Genomic DNA, 14,426 nt, shown 5'->3' with positions numbered 1-14,426 from the left:
TCGCGCTACCTCCGAACGAGCGTGACGCCACCTGCCGCATCCACATGGCGGAGGATGGGCAGGGGCTGCTCGTACCCTCGGCGCCCCGGCCCCCAGCTTCCCTCGCAATCGGCCTCGCGATCGCCATCGGGGTACTGGTCCCGGTTCCACCAGCCTTTCGATGGTGTTGGTGGAACGATGGAAGACGTGGGAACTGCGAAAACTTCTATGCCTGCTATCTCGCCGCTTGCCGGCGAGCCGATTAAGCGTGCCGATGCCGAGCGGCTCGCGGGAGTGCTGAAGGCATTCGCCGACCCGGCCCGACTCCGACTGCTCAGTCTGATCCAGTCGGCCCCGGAGGGTGAGGCGTCCGTCAGTGACCTCACCGCGCCGCTTGGTCTCTCCCAGCCGACCGTGAGTCATCACCTTCGGATCCTCACCGAGGCCGGCCTGCTCGAGCGCGAGAAGCGCGGCGTCTGGGCGTACTACCGCCTGGTGCCGTCCGCGATCGCGGCGGTAGCCGACCTGTTGACGCCGCCCCGCAAACGGGCGACGAAGAGGGCCCGCTGAGCGGCACTGTCGAGGACCGCGCCGTCGTAGAAGGGCTGGCAGGATGATCCGGTGCGCATCACCCCTCGCCTCGTGGCGTCCTCCCGCGGGCGCCGTTGCGTTATCGGATCGGTGGACGTGTTGAACCCGTGTCGGGTCCGCGGTCAGATCGCTTGGGCGAGTTCGGTGAACGCCGCGGCCACCCGCGAGGCCGGCGAGGCATCGACGGCGAGTTCGTAGTGTCCGCGGCGGAGGTTCTGCATGAACGCGTGTCCGGCGACGATCACCTGCGCTGTCTTGTCCGTTCGTAGCCCGCGCATCGGTCTCAACCGCTGTTTGAGCTGGCTGTGATCAGCCTCGATCGGGTTGTTCTCGTACTGCTCAACGTGGTGCCACGCGGACGGGATCAGCTCATCCAGGACGCCGGGGTAGACCGCGGCGGCGTCCGTGACCACCTCGGTGGGTGTCACCTTCAACGTCGACAGCGCCTGTCGGAAGAACCGCCGGGCCGCGCCGGAGTCGCGGCGGGCCGAGATGAGCACGTCGATGTCGCCTCATCGGGCAACATGTCCAGGCACTCGTCAATCAATCGCGCCAGGCGGTCAGCCGGTGGTGGACGGCCGCGGCGGCACACTGCCCGCGACACTTCCGATGTACAGCACCACCACCGGCAGGAACGCGCCGCCGATGCCGAGCCCAAGCAGTATTCCCCAAGCGCTGATGGCCATCGCCGCCACCAGGTCGGCCACCGAGGCCAACCGGCGGAACCGCTGCGTGACGACCGGCAGCAGTGCGGCGACCACCGGCACGCCGAGGAGGTAGCCGGCCGCTGCTCCGGAATCCTCCACCGTGTACGGCGTGAGTGCGGCGGCCACCAGCAGAGTGATCGCCAGAGCGGACCACCGGACCACCCACCGTGGCTCGGCGGGCTTGCGAACTAACACGACAAAACCGACGAGCAGTATTGCTACGAGCGCGCCAACCATCACCAGACCGATCATGGCTACTCCTTGATCGCGCGCAGCTGTTCATTGGGGCGGTCACGGCCGCCTCTTCTGTCGAGGGGAACTTGGCCGCGTTCTGCTATTCCAGGATACTGCCGTCCGAACGGGGTGGGCCCGGCCGTGTTACCCGCGTTGGCTTGCTACGCGATGAGGCCGTGGTGGGGATGCGGCGCGTGCACCCCCGGGCAGGCCCCTGGCCTGCCGGCGACTGCCGGCCCGAGGGGTCGCAGAGGCTTCGGGGTCAAGGGCGGCCCGCATGTTCGTCAGCTGGCGCTGGCGCTGCCTCATGTGGTCGAGATCGACAGTGACGGCTTCGACTTCCGGGTCGCCGTGCGTCGAGGATACGGAGCTGTTGCTGGGCGATCCCGTCGTGCCCGATGAGGTCGTGCGGTCGCGGTGACCGTTCAGCCCGGCGGTGGCCGTCGCCCGCGCGGGAGCGGGGGAAGAGCGGGCCGACCGTCTTCACTGACCGAGCTTTGCCACTGTCAGCAACACCACCGCGTCCTCGTGGGCGACCAGGCGGTGCCGCTCCGGTGGCACGAGGATCAGGTCCCCCTGGCGTCCGGTCCAGCTTGCCGCGGAACCGATCAGTTCGACCCGCCCCCGCAGCACCAGCACTGTCGCCTGGCCCGGGTTCTCGTGCTCGCTGAGCTCGACCCCGCGACGCAACGCGATGATCGTCTGTCGCAGCGTACGTTCATGTCCGCCGAAGACGGTCTCGGCGCTGCGACCGGCCTCGGATGCCGCCGCCCGCTCGCTATGCTCGCGGGCCAGCGCGTCCAGGCTGAGTTTCTGCACCTGTCGCCCACCTGTCTGTTCAACCGGAACGACGCCACCGCCTCGGCGGATGCCGGAACGTCGTACCTGACAGCGTCGGATAGAGCGAGAATACCGATCTCGGGCCGCCAGCCGGTGTGGTCGGCGGAAGTCGTCAGCGCAGCCGTAGGACCAGCGAGATGCCCAACCACGCCACCGTGACCAGCTTGATCGCTTCCATGGCGATGTATACCACGTGCAGGTGGGAGGCGACTGGTTGCCCACCGGCGATGACCTGCTGCGCCCGTACGTCGAGCAGGGGTCGCATGACGAAGGCCTGGGTCAGCAGGACCGCCCCGGTGACCGCGACGAGCGTCCATCGAACTGCCCCGGCGCCAGCGCCGACCAGCGCCAGAGCAAGCAGGAGGAACAGCGTCAGCTCCGCCACATTGAGTGCGCGGAACACCAGGCGTCCGATGCCGAGCCCGAGAGCACGGGTGATCCCGGGACAGCCACCAGATGAGCGCGACTGACCTGGTGGGCGACGGACGAGTCGACCTGTACGCGGCGGGGCCCGGTCAGGACGAGGGTTGGCGGGTCCGAATGGTGTGGTGCTCGCTGCCGGTGCCGCCGTTGAGGCGCCGCAGCATCGACTGCGCGATCCGGCCGGCCTGCGCCTTGGCCAGCTCGGCCTTGGGGCCGGCGTGCCGGTCGTCGATGGTGCCGCACCACAGCTCCCACCAGCGGTCGAAGTGCCGCTCGCCCAGGGGCTCCCGTCGGTGCAGGTCCACATGCAGGCGGAAGGCGCTCCCGTGGTACGCGCCGGTGCGGAACAGCACGGTCTCCCAGAAGTCGCACATGATCGGCAGGTGGGCCGTGAGGTCCATCCGCGCCACGTCGATGAAGACCGGACCGAGCAGGTCGTCGGCGAAGGCCCGGCGGTAGAAGTCGGTCACCAGGGCGGTGATGTCGGCGCGGTCGGCGATGTCGGCCAAGGGACCCTCCTTTTCACTATGCCCATCGTATAAAATAGGTGCGTGGTGGAAGACGTGAACTACGCCGCACTCGCCGTGCAGAGCCGGCGCCGGATCCTCGACACGCTCCGCGCGGCGGACGGCCCGACCGGCGTCAGCGAGCTGGTCACCGTCACCGGACTGCACGCCAACACGGTCCGTTTCCACCTCGAGGTGCTGGTCGAGGCGGGCTTCGTCAGCAGCGGGCCCGGCCCGCGGCGCGGTCGTGGACGCCCGCCCACGGTCTACCGCAGCGTCACGCCGCCGGCGCCGTCGACCGGGTACCAGTTCCTCAGCCAGGTGCTGGCGGCCCAGCTCGACGACCGGGGCGCGGGTGAGCTGGCCGAGCAGGCCGGCCGCTCCTGGCTGCGCGGCGACGGCCGCTCCGCGGCGGCACCGCCCGGCGCCGATCCCGTGGGCGTCGCCACCGCCCGGGCGCTCGCCCTCTTCACCGAGCTGGGCTTCGAGCCGGAGCGCGCGGCCGACTCCGCCACCGTCCAGATCGACCTGCACGCCTGCCCGTTCCTGGAGGTCGCCCAGCGCCACCCCGACGTGGTCTGCGCCATGCACCGCGGCCTGCTCCGGGAGGTCGTCGAGGCGGCGGCGCCGGGCCTGGCCGCCGAGCTGATCCCGTTCGCGCGACCGGGCGTCTGCGTCGCCCGGCTCACCCCCACGGAGAAAGGACCCGTCCGCTCATGACCAGGCTCCGGGACATCATCCAGCTGGCCGTTCCCTTCCTCTGGCTGGGGATGGTGATCGCCATCTCGCTCATCGAGGCGCCGCTGAAGTTCCGAGCACCGGGCGTCAGCCTGCCGATCGGCCTGGGCATCGGCCGACTGGTCTTCCGCGCCCTGAACGCGGTCGAGTTCGTCCTTCTGGCCGCGCTGACCGTGGCGGTGCTCGGGGCGTCGATCGGCGCGGCCCGCTGGGCGGGGATCGGCGCCCTCTGGCTGGTCCTGCTCACCCAGGCCGCCGTCCTGCGGCCGCTGCTCGACCGGCGCGCCCAGCTGATTATCGACGGCCACCAGCCGCCCGCCTCCACGCTGCACCTGTGGTACGTGGCGCTGGAGCTGATCAAGATCGTCACCCTGGTGCTGCTTGGCTGGTCGCTCGCCGGACGACTGCTGCGCTAGCGCTCGTCGGCTGCGCCCTGCCGGTGGTGCCGGACGCACTGCGCGATCACCCGGCCGGCCCTCCGCTCGCCCGCCGGCCGCGAACTCCCGCAGTTTGTCCGGGTTGAGCACCAGGAGCAGCCCTTCGATCCCGCGCGCCGAGGCGTCCAGGGCGACGACGGCCAGCGGGTTGCCGTCGGCGTCAAGCACGAGCAGCGCGGCGTCGCCGTTGGCCTCGACGAGCCGGAAGGTCGCGGCGTACCAGTACTTGCGGAGGACGTTGTCCAGGAGGTTCGCCACCCGGGCTGCGCCCCGCACGTCCTTGCGGGCGGCGGGCACCTGGCCGCCGCCGTCGGAGTGGGCGATCACGTCCGCGGTGAGGAGCCGCTCCAAAGCGGCCAGGTCGCCGTCGCGGGCGGCGGCGAGAAACGCCTCGGCCAGCCGGCGCCGCTCCGGCGGGCGGGCGGGGGTCGACCGGTCCGAGGCGAGGTGCCGCCGCGCCCGGCCGGCGAGCTGGCGGGCGTTGGCCTCGGAGGTGTCCAGCACCGCGCCGATCTCCCGGTACGGGTAGCCGAACGCCTCCCGCAGCACGTAGGCGGCACGCTCGGTCGGGGTGAGCTTCTCCAGCACCAGGACCGCCAGGTCCAGCGCCTCCGCCCGCTCGGCGCCCAGCGTAGGGTCGGCGGAGGTGTCCGCCGGCTCGGGGAGCCAGGGGCCCGAAATACGTATCGCGGGTGGACGGCCAGGAACGCCGCCACATCCGTCGCCGGGACCGTGTCCCCGCCACTGGTCGACCGGGCGAGGCCCACGATGTCCGGCTCGCTGCTCACCCCCACAACCTAGGCGCCCCCGCGGGTCGCGGGGGCGGCCGTCTCCGGAGCGGCCGCCCCCACGAGCCACTAGCCGGCCTGGGCGGAACTGGCGCGCCAGTCCTCGAGGCGGGTTTCGGCGCGCCGGGCGCCGTCGGCCGGCACCAGCGAGCGTTCCGCCAGCACCGCGCCGAAGTACGGCGCCGCCGGGTCGCCCACCACCTCGCGGGTGTCGTGCCGGGCCGCCAGGGTGGCCCGGCCCAACTCGTCGAGGCGGAACTGCTCCGGGCCGCCGACCTCGACGACCACATTCGTCGGCGTGCCCGCCGCCGCCTCGGCCACCGCCGCCGCCACGTCGTCGGCGGCCATCGGCTGAATCAGCACCGGGGCGAGGTGCACGGCGTCGCCCACCGTCGCGCTGTCGACGATGCCCGGCACGAACTCGAAGAACTGGGTCGCCCGCACGACCGACCAGGGGAGCCCGGACGCCGCGATCAGCTTCTCCTGGGCGACCTTCGCCCGCATGTACCCGCTGTCCGGGATCCGGTCGGCGCCGACGACCGAGAGCGCCACGTGGTGCCGTACGCCGGCCGCGGCCTCTGCGGCGAGAAGGTTGCGGGTGGACGTCTCGAAGAACTCCAGCACGTCGGCGTCGGCGAACGAGGGGGAGTTCGACACGTCGACGACGACGTCGGCGCCGTCGAGCGCCTCGGCCAGGCCCGCCCCGGTCAGCGTGTTGACGCCGGACTTGGGGGAGGCCGCCACCGTTTCGTGGCCCTGCTTGCCGAGGATGGCCACGACCTTCGAGCCGATGAGTCCGCTGCCGCCGATGACGACGATCTTCATGATGGGATCACTTCCTGTCTGCCGGCGATGCATCCTGGCACCGCCATTGTCATCCAGTACGACCAGGCAGGGCGCCGATCCGTGACAACGAAGGCAGCGCGCCCCTGGGGCCCGGGGCGGCCGCGCCTCGCGGCGGTCCGCGTTCGGTGAACCGGCGGTGACGCCCGGTGCCGGCCACATAGCATCGAGGAGAGCCGACCTGGACCCATCGGTCATCCGGTGACCGCGCCGGCGGGAAGGTGTCCGCGGATACGGCGCCGGCGTGAGGGACGTCCGCCAACGCCGCCCGCCCGCGTTCGTCTCGATGATCAGGAGAGCAACGGCATGGGCTACATCACCACGAAGGACGGCACGGACATCTACTACAAGGACTGGGGCGAAGGCCCGGTCGTCACCTTCTCCCACGGCTGGCCGCTGAACGCGGACGCCTGGGACGGGCAGATGCTCTTCCTCGTGCAGCACGGCTTCCGCGTGGTCGCGCACGACCGTCGGGGCCACGGCCGGTCCAGTCAGGCCCGCAGCGGCAACGACATGGACGGGTACGCCGACGACCTGGCCGCGGTGATCGAGGCGCTGGACCTGCGGGACGCCACCCTGGTCGGTCACTCGACGGGTGGCGGCGAGGTGGCCCGCTACATCGGCCGGCACGGGACGGGGCGGGTCGCCAAGGCCGTCCTCATCTCGGCCGTGCCGCCGATCATGGTGCAGTCCCCGGACAACCCGGAGGGGCTGCCGGTCAGCGTCTTCGACGAGTTGCGCGCCAACCTGTTCAAGGACCGGTCGCAGTTCTACCAGGACCTGGCGCAGATGTTCTACGGCGCCAACCGGCCCGGCGCGAAGGTGTCGAAGGGCATTCTCGACCAGTTCTGGCTGTGGAGCATGCAGGCCGGCCTCTGGAACGCGTACGAGAGCATCAAGGCCTTCTCCGAGACGGACTTCCGGGCCGACCTGGCGAAGTTCGACGTCCCGACGCTGGTGCTGCACGGCGAGGACGACCAGATCGTCCCCGTGAAGGACTCGGCGCGCAAGACCGCCAAGCTCATCGCGAACGCGCAGGACATCTACTACCCGGGCGCCCCGCACGGCATCACGTCGACGATGCAGGACCAGGTCAACAAGGATCTCCTCGCGTTCCTGCGCGGCTGATCAGCCCGATGCCGCCGGCGCCGGCGGCCCGGGACCGCCGGGCGACGCCGTTCGAGATCTTCTTCGACCTCGTCTTCGTCTTCGCGCTCACCCGGATCATGGCGTTGATCGGGCAGCCGCCGACCCTGGTTGCCATGGCGCAGGGGTTGCTCCTGCTGGTGTTGCTCTGCCCTCCATGCGGCGACCGGGGACCGGCGCGACCGGATCGCCTCCGATGCCTAGCAGCCAGGCCCATGTGCTGCTGATCGTCGGCGTGATCTACCTGGCGGTCGGCATCGAGCAGGTGCTCGCGCACGTCGCCGAGCCGTACGCCGCCGAACAGAACGCCGGTGCGGACCACGCCGCCGGGTCGTCGCTGAGCTGGCCGGTCGCTGTCGCTCTGTACGGCGGCCGCGCTCTACCTGGCCGGGCAGCTGCTCTTCCTCCGGCTCTCCGCCGGCGCCGTTCGGCCGGCGCAGGTGGCGTTCGCCGCTCTGGCGCTGCTCCTGACGCCGCTCGGCCGGGCGTTGCCCGCCGCGGCGGCGCTCGGCGTGCTCGCCGCGCTGCTGGTGACCGCCGCCGGCCACGAGCGACTGACCCGCGGCCGGGGAGCCCGGGGCCGGCGACCACCGCGGCCGGTCCGGGTCAGACCCGCTGGGCGCCGATGACGGAGAGCAGCCCGCAGCTTCTCGTCGCTCTCCGTCCCCGGCACGGTGGTGGAGACCAGCAGCGTCTGGGACTGGTCGGGGTCCACCAGGGTCTGGCAGTGCAGTTCCAGCGGCCCGACCTCGGGGTGCCGGAACCGTTTCGGCGGGCAGTACGCGCCCTGGACCGGGTGTTCCCGCCACAGCTCGGCGAACTCCGGGCTGGTGGCGAGCAGGGCATCGACGATCGCGGTGCGCCGTTGTCGAAGGTGTCTTCGGTGTCGGCAACGCCTGTCGGCATCGTGCTCACTCTTTCGAAGGTGCGGTGTCCTTCGAACCGGTCCTGCCGCCGTTGCTGCCCGAACGCAGCTCGGGCGCGTCAGCCGTAGCGGCACGGGGCAGTCTCCGCGGCACCGGTACAGGTCTTCGTCGCCGTACACGTCGCACCGCCCGGCCCCGGTACGGCTCAGGGCGGATGCGGCCGCCCCGCCAGCACGGGGTTTACCGTGAAGTCAGGCGTCGCGGGGCCGGCCCAAGTCAGCCGGCGGGATCGACGAGAACGCCGGGGTTGAGGATCCAGGACGGGTCGAGCGCGCTCTTGGCGGCGCGCAATGCGAGCGCGACCGGCTCCGGACGCTGCCGGTCGTACCACGGTCGGTGGTCGCGGCCGACGGCGTGGTGGTGGGTGATGGTGCCGCCGGCGGCGAGCAGCGCGTCGGAGACGGCATGCTTGATCTGGTCCCACTGGGCGAGGGTGGCGCCCCAGCGGCCGGTGGCGTACACGCCGAAGTAGGGGGCGGGGCCGTCCGGGTAGACATGGGTGAAGCGGCAGGTGACCACACCGGTCGCGGCGACGGCGCGGAGCGCGTCGCCGGCCGCGTCGAGCACGGCGGCGCGCAAGGCGGGGAATCGGTCCCAGGTGCAGGCGGTCTCGAACGTCTCCACGATCATCGACCGGGCGGCGAGCGCGTCGCGCTGGTACGGCATGCGGAGGAACGCTGACCGCCAGGCGTCGGCGGCGGTGCGCTGCCGTGGGCCGGACGAGTCGTCGCTGCGGGGCGGCTCCGGCAGGGTTCCCCCGTGGTCGCGGCACAGCTCGACTGCGCGGTCCAGCGACGGTGTGACCGGATGGTCGGCGGACTCGAATCCCAGGACGAGCACGCCGCCGGTGGCGGCGGCGCCGGCGTTGAGGAGCGCCTCGGCCGGGTCGAGCAGCCGGCAGTTGCTCGGGTGTAGCGCGGACTGGGCGATGGCCCGGGTGGCGGCGATTGCCTCGTCGTAGTCAGTGAAGTGCACCGAGGCGCCCGCCCGCCAGCGCGGCCGGTCCTGCAGCCGCATCCACGCCTCGGTGATGACGCCGAGCACGCCCTCCGAGCCGAGGAACAGCCGGTCCGGGGACGGCCCGGCGCCGGAGCCGGGCAGCCGGCGGGACTGGCTGGTGCCTGCCGGGGTGATCACCCGCAACGACTCCACCAGGTCGTCGATATGGGTTAGGACGGTGGCGTAGTGACCGCCGGCGCGGGTGGCTAACCAGCCGCCCAGGGTGGAGAACTCGAACGACTGCGGGAAGTGCCGCAGCGTGAGGTCGTGCCGCCGGAGCTGGTCCTCCAGGGCCGGGCCGAACACGCCGGCCTGGATGCGGGCCGCCCTGCTGGTCGGGTCCACCTCCAGCACCCGGTCGAGGCGCCCGAGGTCGAGACTAACCGCCGCGGGATACGCGTCGTCCAGCCGCGGCTCCACGCCGCCGACCACTGACGAGCCGCCGCCGTAGGGGATCACCGCGATGTCCCGGCCCGCGCACCAGTCCAGCACGTCGACGACGTCCTGCTCCGTCGCTGGCCGGACCACCAGGTCCGGTGGGTCGTGGACGTCCCCGTGCAGGTTGCGGACGACGTCCCGGAACGCCTTGCCGTGGGTATGCGCCGCCCGGTCGGCCGGGTCCGTCGAGCACAGCCGGGCGAGTGACGTCGGCGGATCGGCCCGCGGCGGGCGCAGGTCGAGTTCGGCCACCGGCGGCGCGACGTGCTCGGTCAGGTCGACGTCGGGCAGCAGGATACGCACCCGGTCGGCCAAGGCTGTGGCCTCCGCGCCGGTCACTGCGTCCTCGACGTGCCCCCAACCCCACCACGAACGGTGTTTCCCGGCCATGCGGCCTCCCCGCGGTCCACCATCGCCAGATCGACTCGCCGGTAACGTACTCGACGGCCGGCAGCCCCGTCGATGCCGTCGTGGTAGGCGTGGACTGCCTGCGCCGCGAACCGGTATGGGGCTGGCCTTCCCGACGGTCACTGCCTACCGGTTGCGGTACCGCACGGACCGTGGCCTGGGCGAGGAGCGACCAGCGCGGGCCAGTTAACGATCGACCTGACCCGACTGACCTTCGGCCACGACGACGCTGTACCGGACATCGCCGGCTGGCTGCCCCGCCAGGGATTCGTGCCGGCCACGGCGGACACCGGCACGACGGCGGCCCGCGTTCGGCACCCACACGTGCGACCCGAACCTCGGTTCCAGGCCGAGGACGTCTGGAGCTTCGCCGCGCTGGCTGCAAAGCAGCAGGGCACCTTCACCTCACTGACGATCGAGTTCACCACGGAGGGCGGCCCCGTCACGGACACCATCACGAGCACGCCCGCCGCTGACCGCGTAGGCCGATCACGCTCTCGGCATGGTGACCTTCATCGGCTTCCTTATCTCCTCTTCCCGCAAAGCCTCATCTTTTCCACCTTTCGCGGCAATCGTCGACTGTGCGTGTTCGACCAGCAACATTCCCCGGATGTTGACCTCGATGTAGGACGATTTCGCGGCGGTCTGACCGATCGAAAGCATCGCCGCTGGGTCCGGTTCGCCTGCAGCACGCGAGGCTTTCGCCACCCGGTTGCATGCATCCTTGACGTACTCGTCGACACCGACAGCCACAACACCAGTGGCAGTCGGCGCAGCGGCGCTCGGGGTGGTTACGGCCGAGGCGGTGGCGTGGGTCCCCGGACGGTCGGCCCCAGAGCAACCCCCCAAGCTGGCGATAGCGGCCGCAGCAGCAACTCCGATGACGCATCTACGCATTATCTAGTCCCCCCTCGATTTGCGCCGTCACCGTTGCGGGATTGTCTCGGGAGCGTACGCGGCGCTGCGAGAGATGATCAAGAGATAACCGCGCCCGACTCGACTCCTGCCGGCTACCTGTGATCACTGAGAAGACCAGGGCGGTGCAGGTCGACGCCGACGGCGTCCAGGTGTCCACAAACCTCGTCGATGCCAGGAGCCGGCGCAGCAGCAGGTGAGAGGGCGAGGTTAGGTCTGGCTGGCGGTGGTACCACAGCTCTGATCACTCACCGATCTGCGAGAAGCGTGAAGACGAGCGCTGGAAAAGAGAGCGTCAAGCGGATGAAGTCCGCTGGAAGCGGCAAAGGTAGAAAAATTGCGCGAGCTGCGCATCAAGCTATCCGTCGACGTGGCGGAGGATCACAACAGATTCGATATGCGGTGGCACCGCGGCGGCGGGCGCCGAGAGCCATCCGAAGGCGGCCATCGCGGCAGCGACGACGACCATCAGGGAGCGAACAATCCTTGGCGCCCGGCTCATTGGTTATCACCTTCGAGCCAGCGCTCAAGGTCGTCGACATTGAAGTCGGGCTTCCGTCGCTCGAATGAGAAGGTTTCAGCCGAACCCGACTCGACGTGGGTTGCTGGCGTCTCCGCTGAGGCATGGACAAGGAGAGATAGCGCTTCCTGTCCCATCAGCCCGGCACGTTTACATCCCTGCGTCACGCTAGCAGCGAAATCGAAGCCGCCGAGATCGGCGGCCCTCCGAAGCAGCGAGGCGACGACCGAGCAGTCGCGTCGATCGAGATCGCTCTGCAGAACGAGTCCCATAGCGAATGCGGACGTCACCAAGGTATCTCGTGAGCGGGCGCGAACGACGTGGCTAGCAGCGGACTCGATCCACGACAACAAGCTCCATGCATGCTCGTCGCTGAGTGCGCCGATGGCGGCGATCGCTGTGATCCATGCCTGTGGAGCTTCCTCCAACGAGCGCTCGATCTCCTGAAACCAGGCTCCCGGCGGGCTCTGCCGTAGGTCCTCGGGGACCTCGTCGAGGAGCATGAGAACGCTCATGACGCAGGCACCAAGTAGTCGCCAACCCGGGTGTAGCCGGCTTCGCGAAGCATCTGGAGCTCGCGTGCGAAGACAGTGGGGTGTCCAGCGAACTGACCAGAGGTTTGAATGAGATTGCCCTTCGTGGGACTCGCGAGATAGACGCGACGTCCCTGCTCGATGGCGCCGCGCATGAACTCGTCGTTCAGCTTAAGGGTGGGCCGTGCCAAAACTCGTCGCACAGGGCGTGAGCTGCTGTTTCGTGCCTGTGACGCAGGATGGCGGGCATGTTTGTTCGGCTGCTGTACCTGAGTGTGGTGCGGGTGTTCGGCTGGTTGCCGCTGGCCAACCGCAGTGAGTCGGCGATAGCCGCAGAGCTGCTGGTGCTGCGTCACGAGGTGGCGGTGCTGCGGCGTCAGGTTGATCGGCCGCGGCTGTCGTGGCCGGAGCGGACGGTCTTGTCCGCGCTGGTCCGGGCACTGCCGCGGGAGTTGTGGAAGCATCGGATCGTCACCCCGGCCACCCTGCTGGCCTGGCACCGCCGGCTGGTCCGCCGGCACTGGACCTACCCGAACCGGCCCGGACGACCACCGACCAGCGACGACATACGTGACCTGGTTCTGCGGCTGGCCCGCGAGAACCCGGGATGGGGGCACCGGCGCATCCAGGGTGAACTCGTCGGGCTCGGCCATCGGGTCGGCGCCGGCACCATCCGTCGCATCCTCGCCCGATCGAGGGTCGGCCCTGCCCCACGTGAGATCGACACCAGTTGGCGGACGTTCCTGCGAGCCCAGGCGACCGGGCTGCTGGCGACCGACTTCTTCCACCTCGACACCATCACGCTGCGACGCCTGTACGTGCTGTCCGTCATGGAGATCACGACCCGGCGGGTGCACATCGTCGGCGTCACCGCCCACCCGACCGCCGCCTGGACTACCCAGCAGGCCCGCAACCTGCTGATAGATGTCGACGATCGGTTCACCGCCTTCCGGTCCCTGGCTCGTGACCGCGACGCCAAGTTCACGCCGGCGTTCGACGCCGTGTTCGCCACCGAAGGCATCGACGTGGTGAAGACCCCGCCACGCACGCCTCGGCGAACGCGTACGCGGAACGCTTCGTACGCAGCGTCCGGGCCGAGTGCACCGACCGGGTACTGATCTACAACGAACAGCACGCCCGCACCGTGCTACGCGACTACGAGGACCATTTCGTCCGGCACCGGCCCCACCAGAGCCTGGATCAGCATCCACCCGACTACGACCCCGGCGCGGTCGTCGCGATCGACAAGCCGATCTGGCGACGCCACGTCCTGGGCGGCGTGATCAACGAGTATCGCCGAGCCGCTTGATCCACCAGGCAAATCTCCAGCCCACAGCCTGAAACAGAGTTTTGGCACGGTACAGGGTCACAGCTCGTGCCCGCTCGTGCCCCGGGATCCTGCTGCTTCTGGCTCCTGCCGGAAACCTTGGCCAAGGCTTCGCGCCGGGTGAGCCGGTGACCGTGCAGCTGCACCCTTCGTCGCTGCAGATGGTGTGGGCGAAGGAAGGGCCGGACGGTGTTCCAAGTGTGCAGTGTGAGCCGGCGACGCGGGGTGTGCTTGCCTCAATGACCCAGGAATCCTCACTGTTCGACGTGTATGAACTCACCGTCGACGGCGAGCGATGGCGAGGGGTCCTGACGCTTCTAGGCAGTCCTGCGGACACGTACCAGCTCGTCTGCCAGGCTTCCGGCGCGTCCACCTCGACACTGTCCATCGGTGAGGCCCCTTGGTCCTACGATCTCCGCCACAGCAGCCTCTTCCGTATGGCGACCCTCGGTATTCCGCTTTCGGACACCGCCATTGCTTCGGTGATGTTGGTCTTGGGCACCGTCGTCGGCTTGCTCGTCGCGGTCACGGTTGCCCGTCGGCGGCGGACGCTCGACCAGCCAAAACCGGCCGAATGACACTGGTTAATCCCGAAGCGGGCACGCAAGGCTGTCGCGCTGTGGCCCCGTGGGCTTGTTGACGGGTAATAGCGGATCTCCTCGTCGGGCAGTCGCCAGACCGTCCAGCCTCTCCGGACGGGGACAATGTGGAGCGCCTCACCAGCCGAACGACCTTGGCCCCGTCCGGGGAGGCTGGTAGCCCTTGTGGTGCCCGGCGAGGCGATCCGCGGCTGATCTCTGAGGAGGGTCGGGGTTCGGGGCGGAGCCCCGAGGTCTTCGTGGTCCTGCTCGTCCGTCAGCGTGGCCGGCCGGCCCGGCCGATGCCGGCCGGAGGTCGCCAGCAGGCCGGGGCCGGGCCGACGCGGCCCGCTTTGCGAGCCGCCTTGATAGATGTACAGAAAGTTCTCCCGCGCGGCCGGCAGTCGGCTGAGATCGTCATAGGTGGCTGGCACCCTCGCTTCATGATTCGAGGGACATTGTTGGCCGAAAGCCTGCGCCCGGGTGCCGACCTCCGGGTAGCGGGATTGAGCATTACGCGTGTCACGCGGAAGGATGTGTCGGGCTCGGC

The 14,426-nt window shown here is 69.9% G+C and carries 16 protein-coding genes and 4 pseudogenes; 9 read left to right on the top strand and 11 right to left on the bottom strand.

The genetic code is table 11. The features are described from left to right. Positions 1-177: 177 nt before the first annotated feature. Entirely contained in the window at positions 178-549 is a 372-nt protein-coding gene (locus tag ACLQ2U_RS27390) for an ArsR/SmtB family transcription factor (protein ID WP_425753784.1), read from the top strand. A gap of 143 nt (positions 550-692) precedes the next feature. Here ACLQ2U_RS27390 and ACLQ2U_RS27385 read toward each other — a convergent pair. The 5 genes and pseudogenes from ACLQ2U_RS27385 to ACLQ2U_RS27365 all read right to left on the bottom strand — a co-directional run. Beyond that, a pseudogene (locus ACLQ2U_RS27385) lies at positions 693-1,076 on the bottom strand (DDE-type integrase/transposase/recombinase); the annotation flags it as partial. A 54-nt stretch (positions 1,077-1,130) separates the two neighbouring features. Further along, complete coding sequence (locus tag ACLQ2U_RS27380) at positions 1,131-1,529, bottom strand: hypothetical protein (protein ID WP_425753783.1); 399 nt, start codon at positions 1,527-1,529, stop codon at positions 1,131-1,133. Positions 1,530-1,994: 465 nt separating this feature from the next. Beyond that, positions 1,995-2,330 carry a cupin domain-containing protein gene (locus tag ACLQ2U_RS27375; RefSeq protein WP_425753782.1) on the bottom strand — a complete coding sequence of 112 codons (336 nt, stop codon included), beginning with the start codon at positions 2,328-2,330 and terminating at the stop codon, positions 1,995-1,997. Positions 2,331-2,463: 133 nt separating this feature from the next. Continuing rightward, positions 2,464-2,754, bottom strand: a complete 291-nt coding sequence (locus ACLQ2U_RS27370; protein ID WP_425753781.1) for a hypothetical protein — start codon at positions 2,752-2,754, stop codon at positions 2,464-2,466. Positions 2,755-2,866: 112 nt separating this feature from the next. Further along, entirely contained in the window at positions 2,867-3,283 is a 417-nt protein-coding gene (locus ACLQ2U_RS27365) for a group III truncated hemoglobin (protein ID WP_425753780.1), read from the bottom strand. A gap of 42 nt (positions 3,284-3,325) precedes the next feature. Between ACLQ2U_RS27365 and ACLQ2U_RS27360 the strand changes: the two genes are divergently transcribed. Further along, positions 3,326-4,000 (top strand): helix-turn-helix transcriptional regulator, encoded by a 675-nt coding sequence (locus ACLQ2U_RS27360; RefSeq protein ID WP_425753779.1) that lies wholly within the window; start codon positions 3,326-3,328, stop codon positions 3,998-4,000. Next, the gene (locus ACLQ2U_RS27355; protein ID WP_425753778.1) at positions 3,997-4,434 is read left to right on the top strand and encodes a hypothetical protein; all 438 of its coding nucleotides are present in this window, start codon (positions 3,997-3,999) and stop codon (positions 4,432-4,434) included. Before ACLQ2U_RS27360 ends, ACLQ2U_RS27355 begins: the two co-directional genes overlap by 4 nt. 477 nt (positions 4,435-4,911) lie before the next feature. Here ACLQ2U_RS27355 and ACLQ2U_RS27350 read toward each other — a convergent pair. Beyond that, a pseudogene (locus ACLQ2U_RS27350) lies at positions 4,912-5,043 on the bottom strand (sigma factor-like helix-turn-helix DNA-binding protein); the annotation flags it as partial. 269 nt (positions 5,044-5,312) lie between these two features. Beyond that, positions 5,313-6,068, bottom strand: a complete 756-nt coding sequence (locus ACLQ2U_RS27345) for an SDR family oxidoreductase (protein WP_425753777.1) — start codon at positions 6,066-6,068, stop codon at positions 5,313-5,315. 324 nt (positions 6,069-6,392) lie between these two features. Between ACLQ2U_RS27345 and ACLQ2U_RS27340 the strand changes: the two genes are divergently transcribed. The 3 genes from ACLQ2U_RS27340 to ACLQ2U_RS27330 all read left to right on the top strand — a co-directional run bounded on the left by ACLQ2U_RS27340 (position 6,393) and on the right by ACLQ2U_RS27330 (position 7,861). Then, on the top strand, positions 6,393-7,214 hold the full coding sequence (locus tag ACLQ2U_RS27340; protein ID WP_425753776.1) for an alpha/beta fold hydrolase: 822 nt from the start codon (positions 6,393-6,395) through the stop codon (positions 7,212-7,214). Between the two features lie 8 nt (positions 7,215-7,222). Then, positions 7,223-7,459 (top strand): low temperature requirement protein A, encoded by a 237-nt coding sequence (locus ACLQ2U_RS27335; RefSeq protein WP_425753775.1) that lies wholly within the window; start codon positions 7,223-7,225, stop codon positions 7,457-7,459. Between the two features lie 213 nt (positions 7,460-7,672). Further along, entirely contained in the window at positions 7,673-7,861 is a 189-nt protein-coding gene (locus ACLQ2U_RS27330; protein WP_425753834.1) for a hypothetical protein, read from the top strand. Between the two features lie 68 nt (positions 7,862-7,929). On the opposite strand, the pseudogene ACLQ2U_RS27325 reads toward ACLQ2U_RS27330, so the two are convergent. The 4 genes and pseudogenes from ACLQ2U_RS27325 to ACLQ2U_RS27310 all read right to left on the bottom strand — a co-directional run. Continuing rightward, positions 7,930-8,232: pseudogene (locus ACLQ2U_RS27325) on the bottom strand (hypothetical protein); the annotation flags it as partial. 142 nt (positions 8,233-8,374) lie between these two features. Next, positions 8,375-9,985: an FAD-binding oxidoreductase gene (locus tag ACLQ2U_RS27320; RefSeq protein WP_425753774.1), complete on the bottom strand. Its 1,611-nt coding sequence runs from the start codon at positions 9,983-9,985 to the stop codon at positions 8,375-8,377. A gap of 507 nt (positions 9,986-10,492) precedes the next feature. Next, a complete protein-coding gene (locus ACLQ2U_RS27315) occupies positions 10,493-10,756 on the bottom strand; it encodes a hypothetical protein (protein WP_425753773.1) in 264 nt (87 codons plus the stop codon). A 660-nt stretch (positions 10,757-11,416) separates the two neighbouring features. Next, a complete protein-coding gene (locus ACLQ2U_RS27310) occupies positions 11,417-11,953 on the bottom strand; it encodes a hypothetical protein (RefSeq protein ID WP_425753772.1) in 537 nt (178 codons plus the stop codon). A gap of 266 nt (positions 11,954-12,219) precedes the next feature. Between ACLQ2U_RS27310 and ACLQ2U_RS27305 the strand changes: the two genes are divergently transcribed. From ACLQ2U_RS27305 to ACLQ2U_RS27295, 3 genes and pseudogenes are all read left to right on the top strand, one after another. Further along, a complete protein-coding gene (locus tag ACLQ2U_RS27305; RefSeq protein ID WP_425753771.1) occupies positions 12,220-13,089 on the top strand; it encodes an integrase catalytic region in 870 nt (289 codons plus the stop codon). After that, positions 13,077-13,280: pseudogene (locus ACLQ2U_RS27300) on the top strand (integrase core domain-containing protein); the annotation flags it as partial. The gene ACLQ2U_RS27305 and the pseudogene ACLQ2U_RS27300, both read left to right, overlap by 13 nt. Positions 13,281-13,426: 146 nt before the next feature. Beyond that, complete coding sequence (locus tag ACLQ2U_RS27295; RefSeq protein ID WP_425753770.1) at positions 13,427-13,876, top strand: hypothetical protein; 450 nt, start codon at positions 13,427-13,429, stop codon at positions 13,874-13,876. The last annotated feature ends 550 nt before the right edge of the window (positions 13,877-14,426 follow it).

Source organism: Micromonospora sp. DT47 (assembly GCF_049844475.1).
Classification (GTDB): domain Bacteria; phylum Actinomycetota; class Actinomycetes; order Mycobacteriales; family Micromonosporaceae; genus Micromonospora.
The sequence above is the reverse complement of the archived record's forward strand: the minus strand, read 5'-3'. Positions and strand labels throughout refer to the sequence as shown.

Coding starts and splice junctions, on each gene's coding strand:
- ACLQ2U_RS27305 (WP_425753771.1), top strand. CDS start 12,220: ATGTTTGTTCGGCTGCTGTACCTGAGTGTGGTGCGGGTGTTCGGCTGG.
- ACLQ2U_RS27335 (WP_425753775.1), top strand. CDS start 7,223: ATGCCGCCGGCGCCGGCGGCCCGGGACCGCCGGGCGACGCCGTTCGAG.
- ACLQ2U_RS27380 (WP_425753783.1), bottom strand. CDS start 1,529: ATGATCGGTCTGGTGATGGTTGGCGCGCTCGTAGCAATACTGCTCGTC.
- ACLQ2U_RS27390 (WP_425753784.1), top strand. CDS start 178: ATGGAAGACGTGGGAACTGCGAAAACTTCTATGCCTGCTATCTCGCCG.
- ACLQ2U_RS27345 (WP_425753777.1), bottom strand. CDS start 6,068: ATGAAGATCGTCGTCATCGGCGGCAGCGGACTCATCGGCTCGAAGGTC.
- ACLQ2U_RS27340 (WP_425753776.1), top strand. CDS start 6,393: ATGGGCTACATCACCACGAAGGACGGCACGGACATCTACTACAAGGAC.
- ACLQ2U_RS27320 (WP_425753774.1), bottom strand. CDS start 9,985: ATGGCCGGGAAACACCGTTCGTGGTGGGGTTGGGGGCACGTCGAGGAC.
- ACLQ2U_RS27355 (WP_425753778.1), top strand. CDS start 3,997: ATGACCAGGCTCCGGGACATCATCCAGCTGGCCGTTCCCTTCCTCTGG.
- ACLQ2U_RS27310 (WP_425753772.1), bottom strand. CDS start 11,953: ATGAGCGTTCTCATGCTCCTCGACGAGGTCCCCGAGGACCTACGGCAG.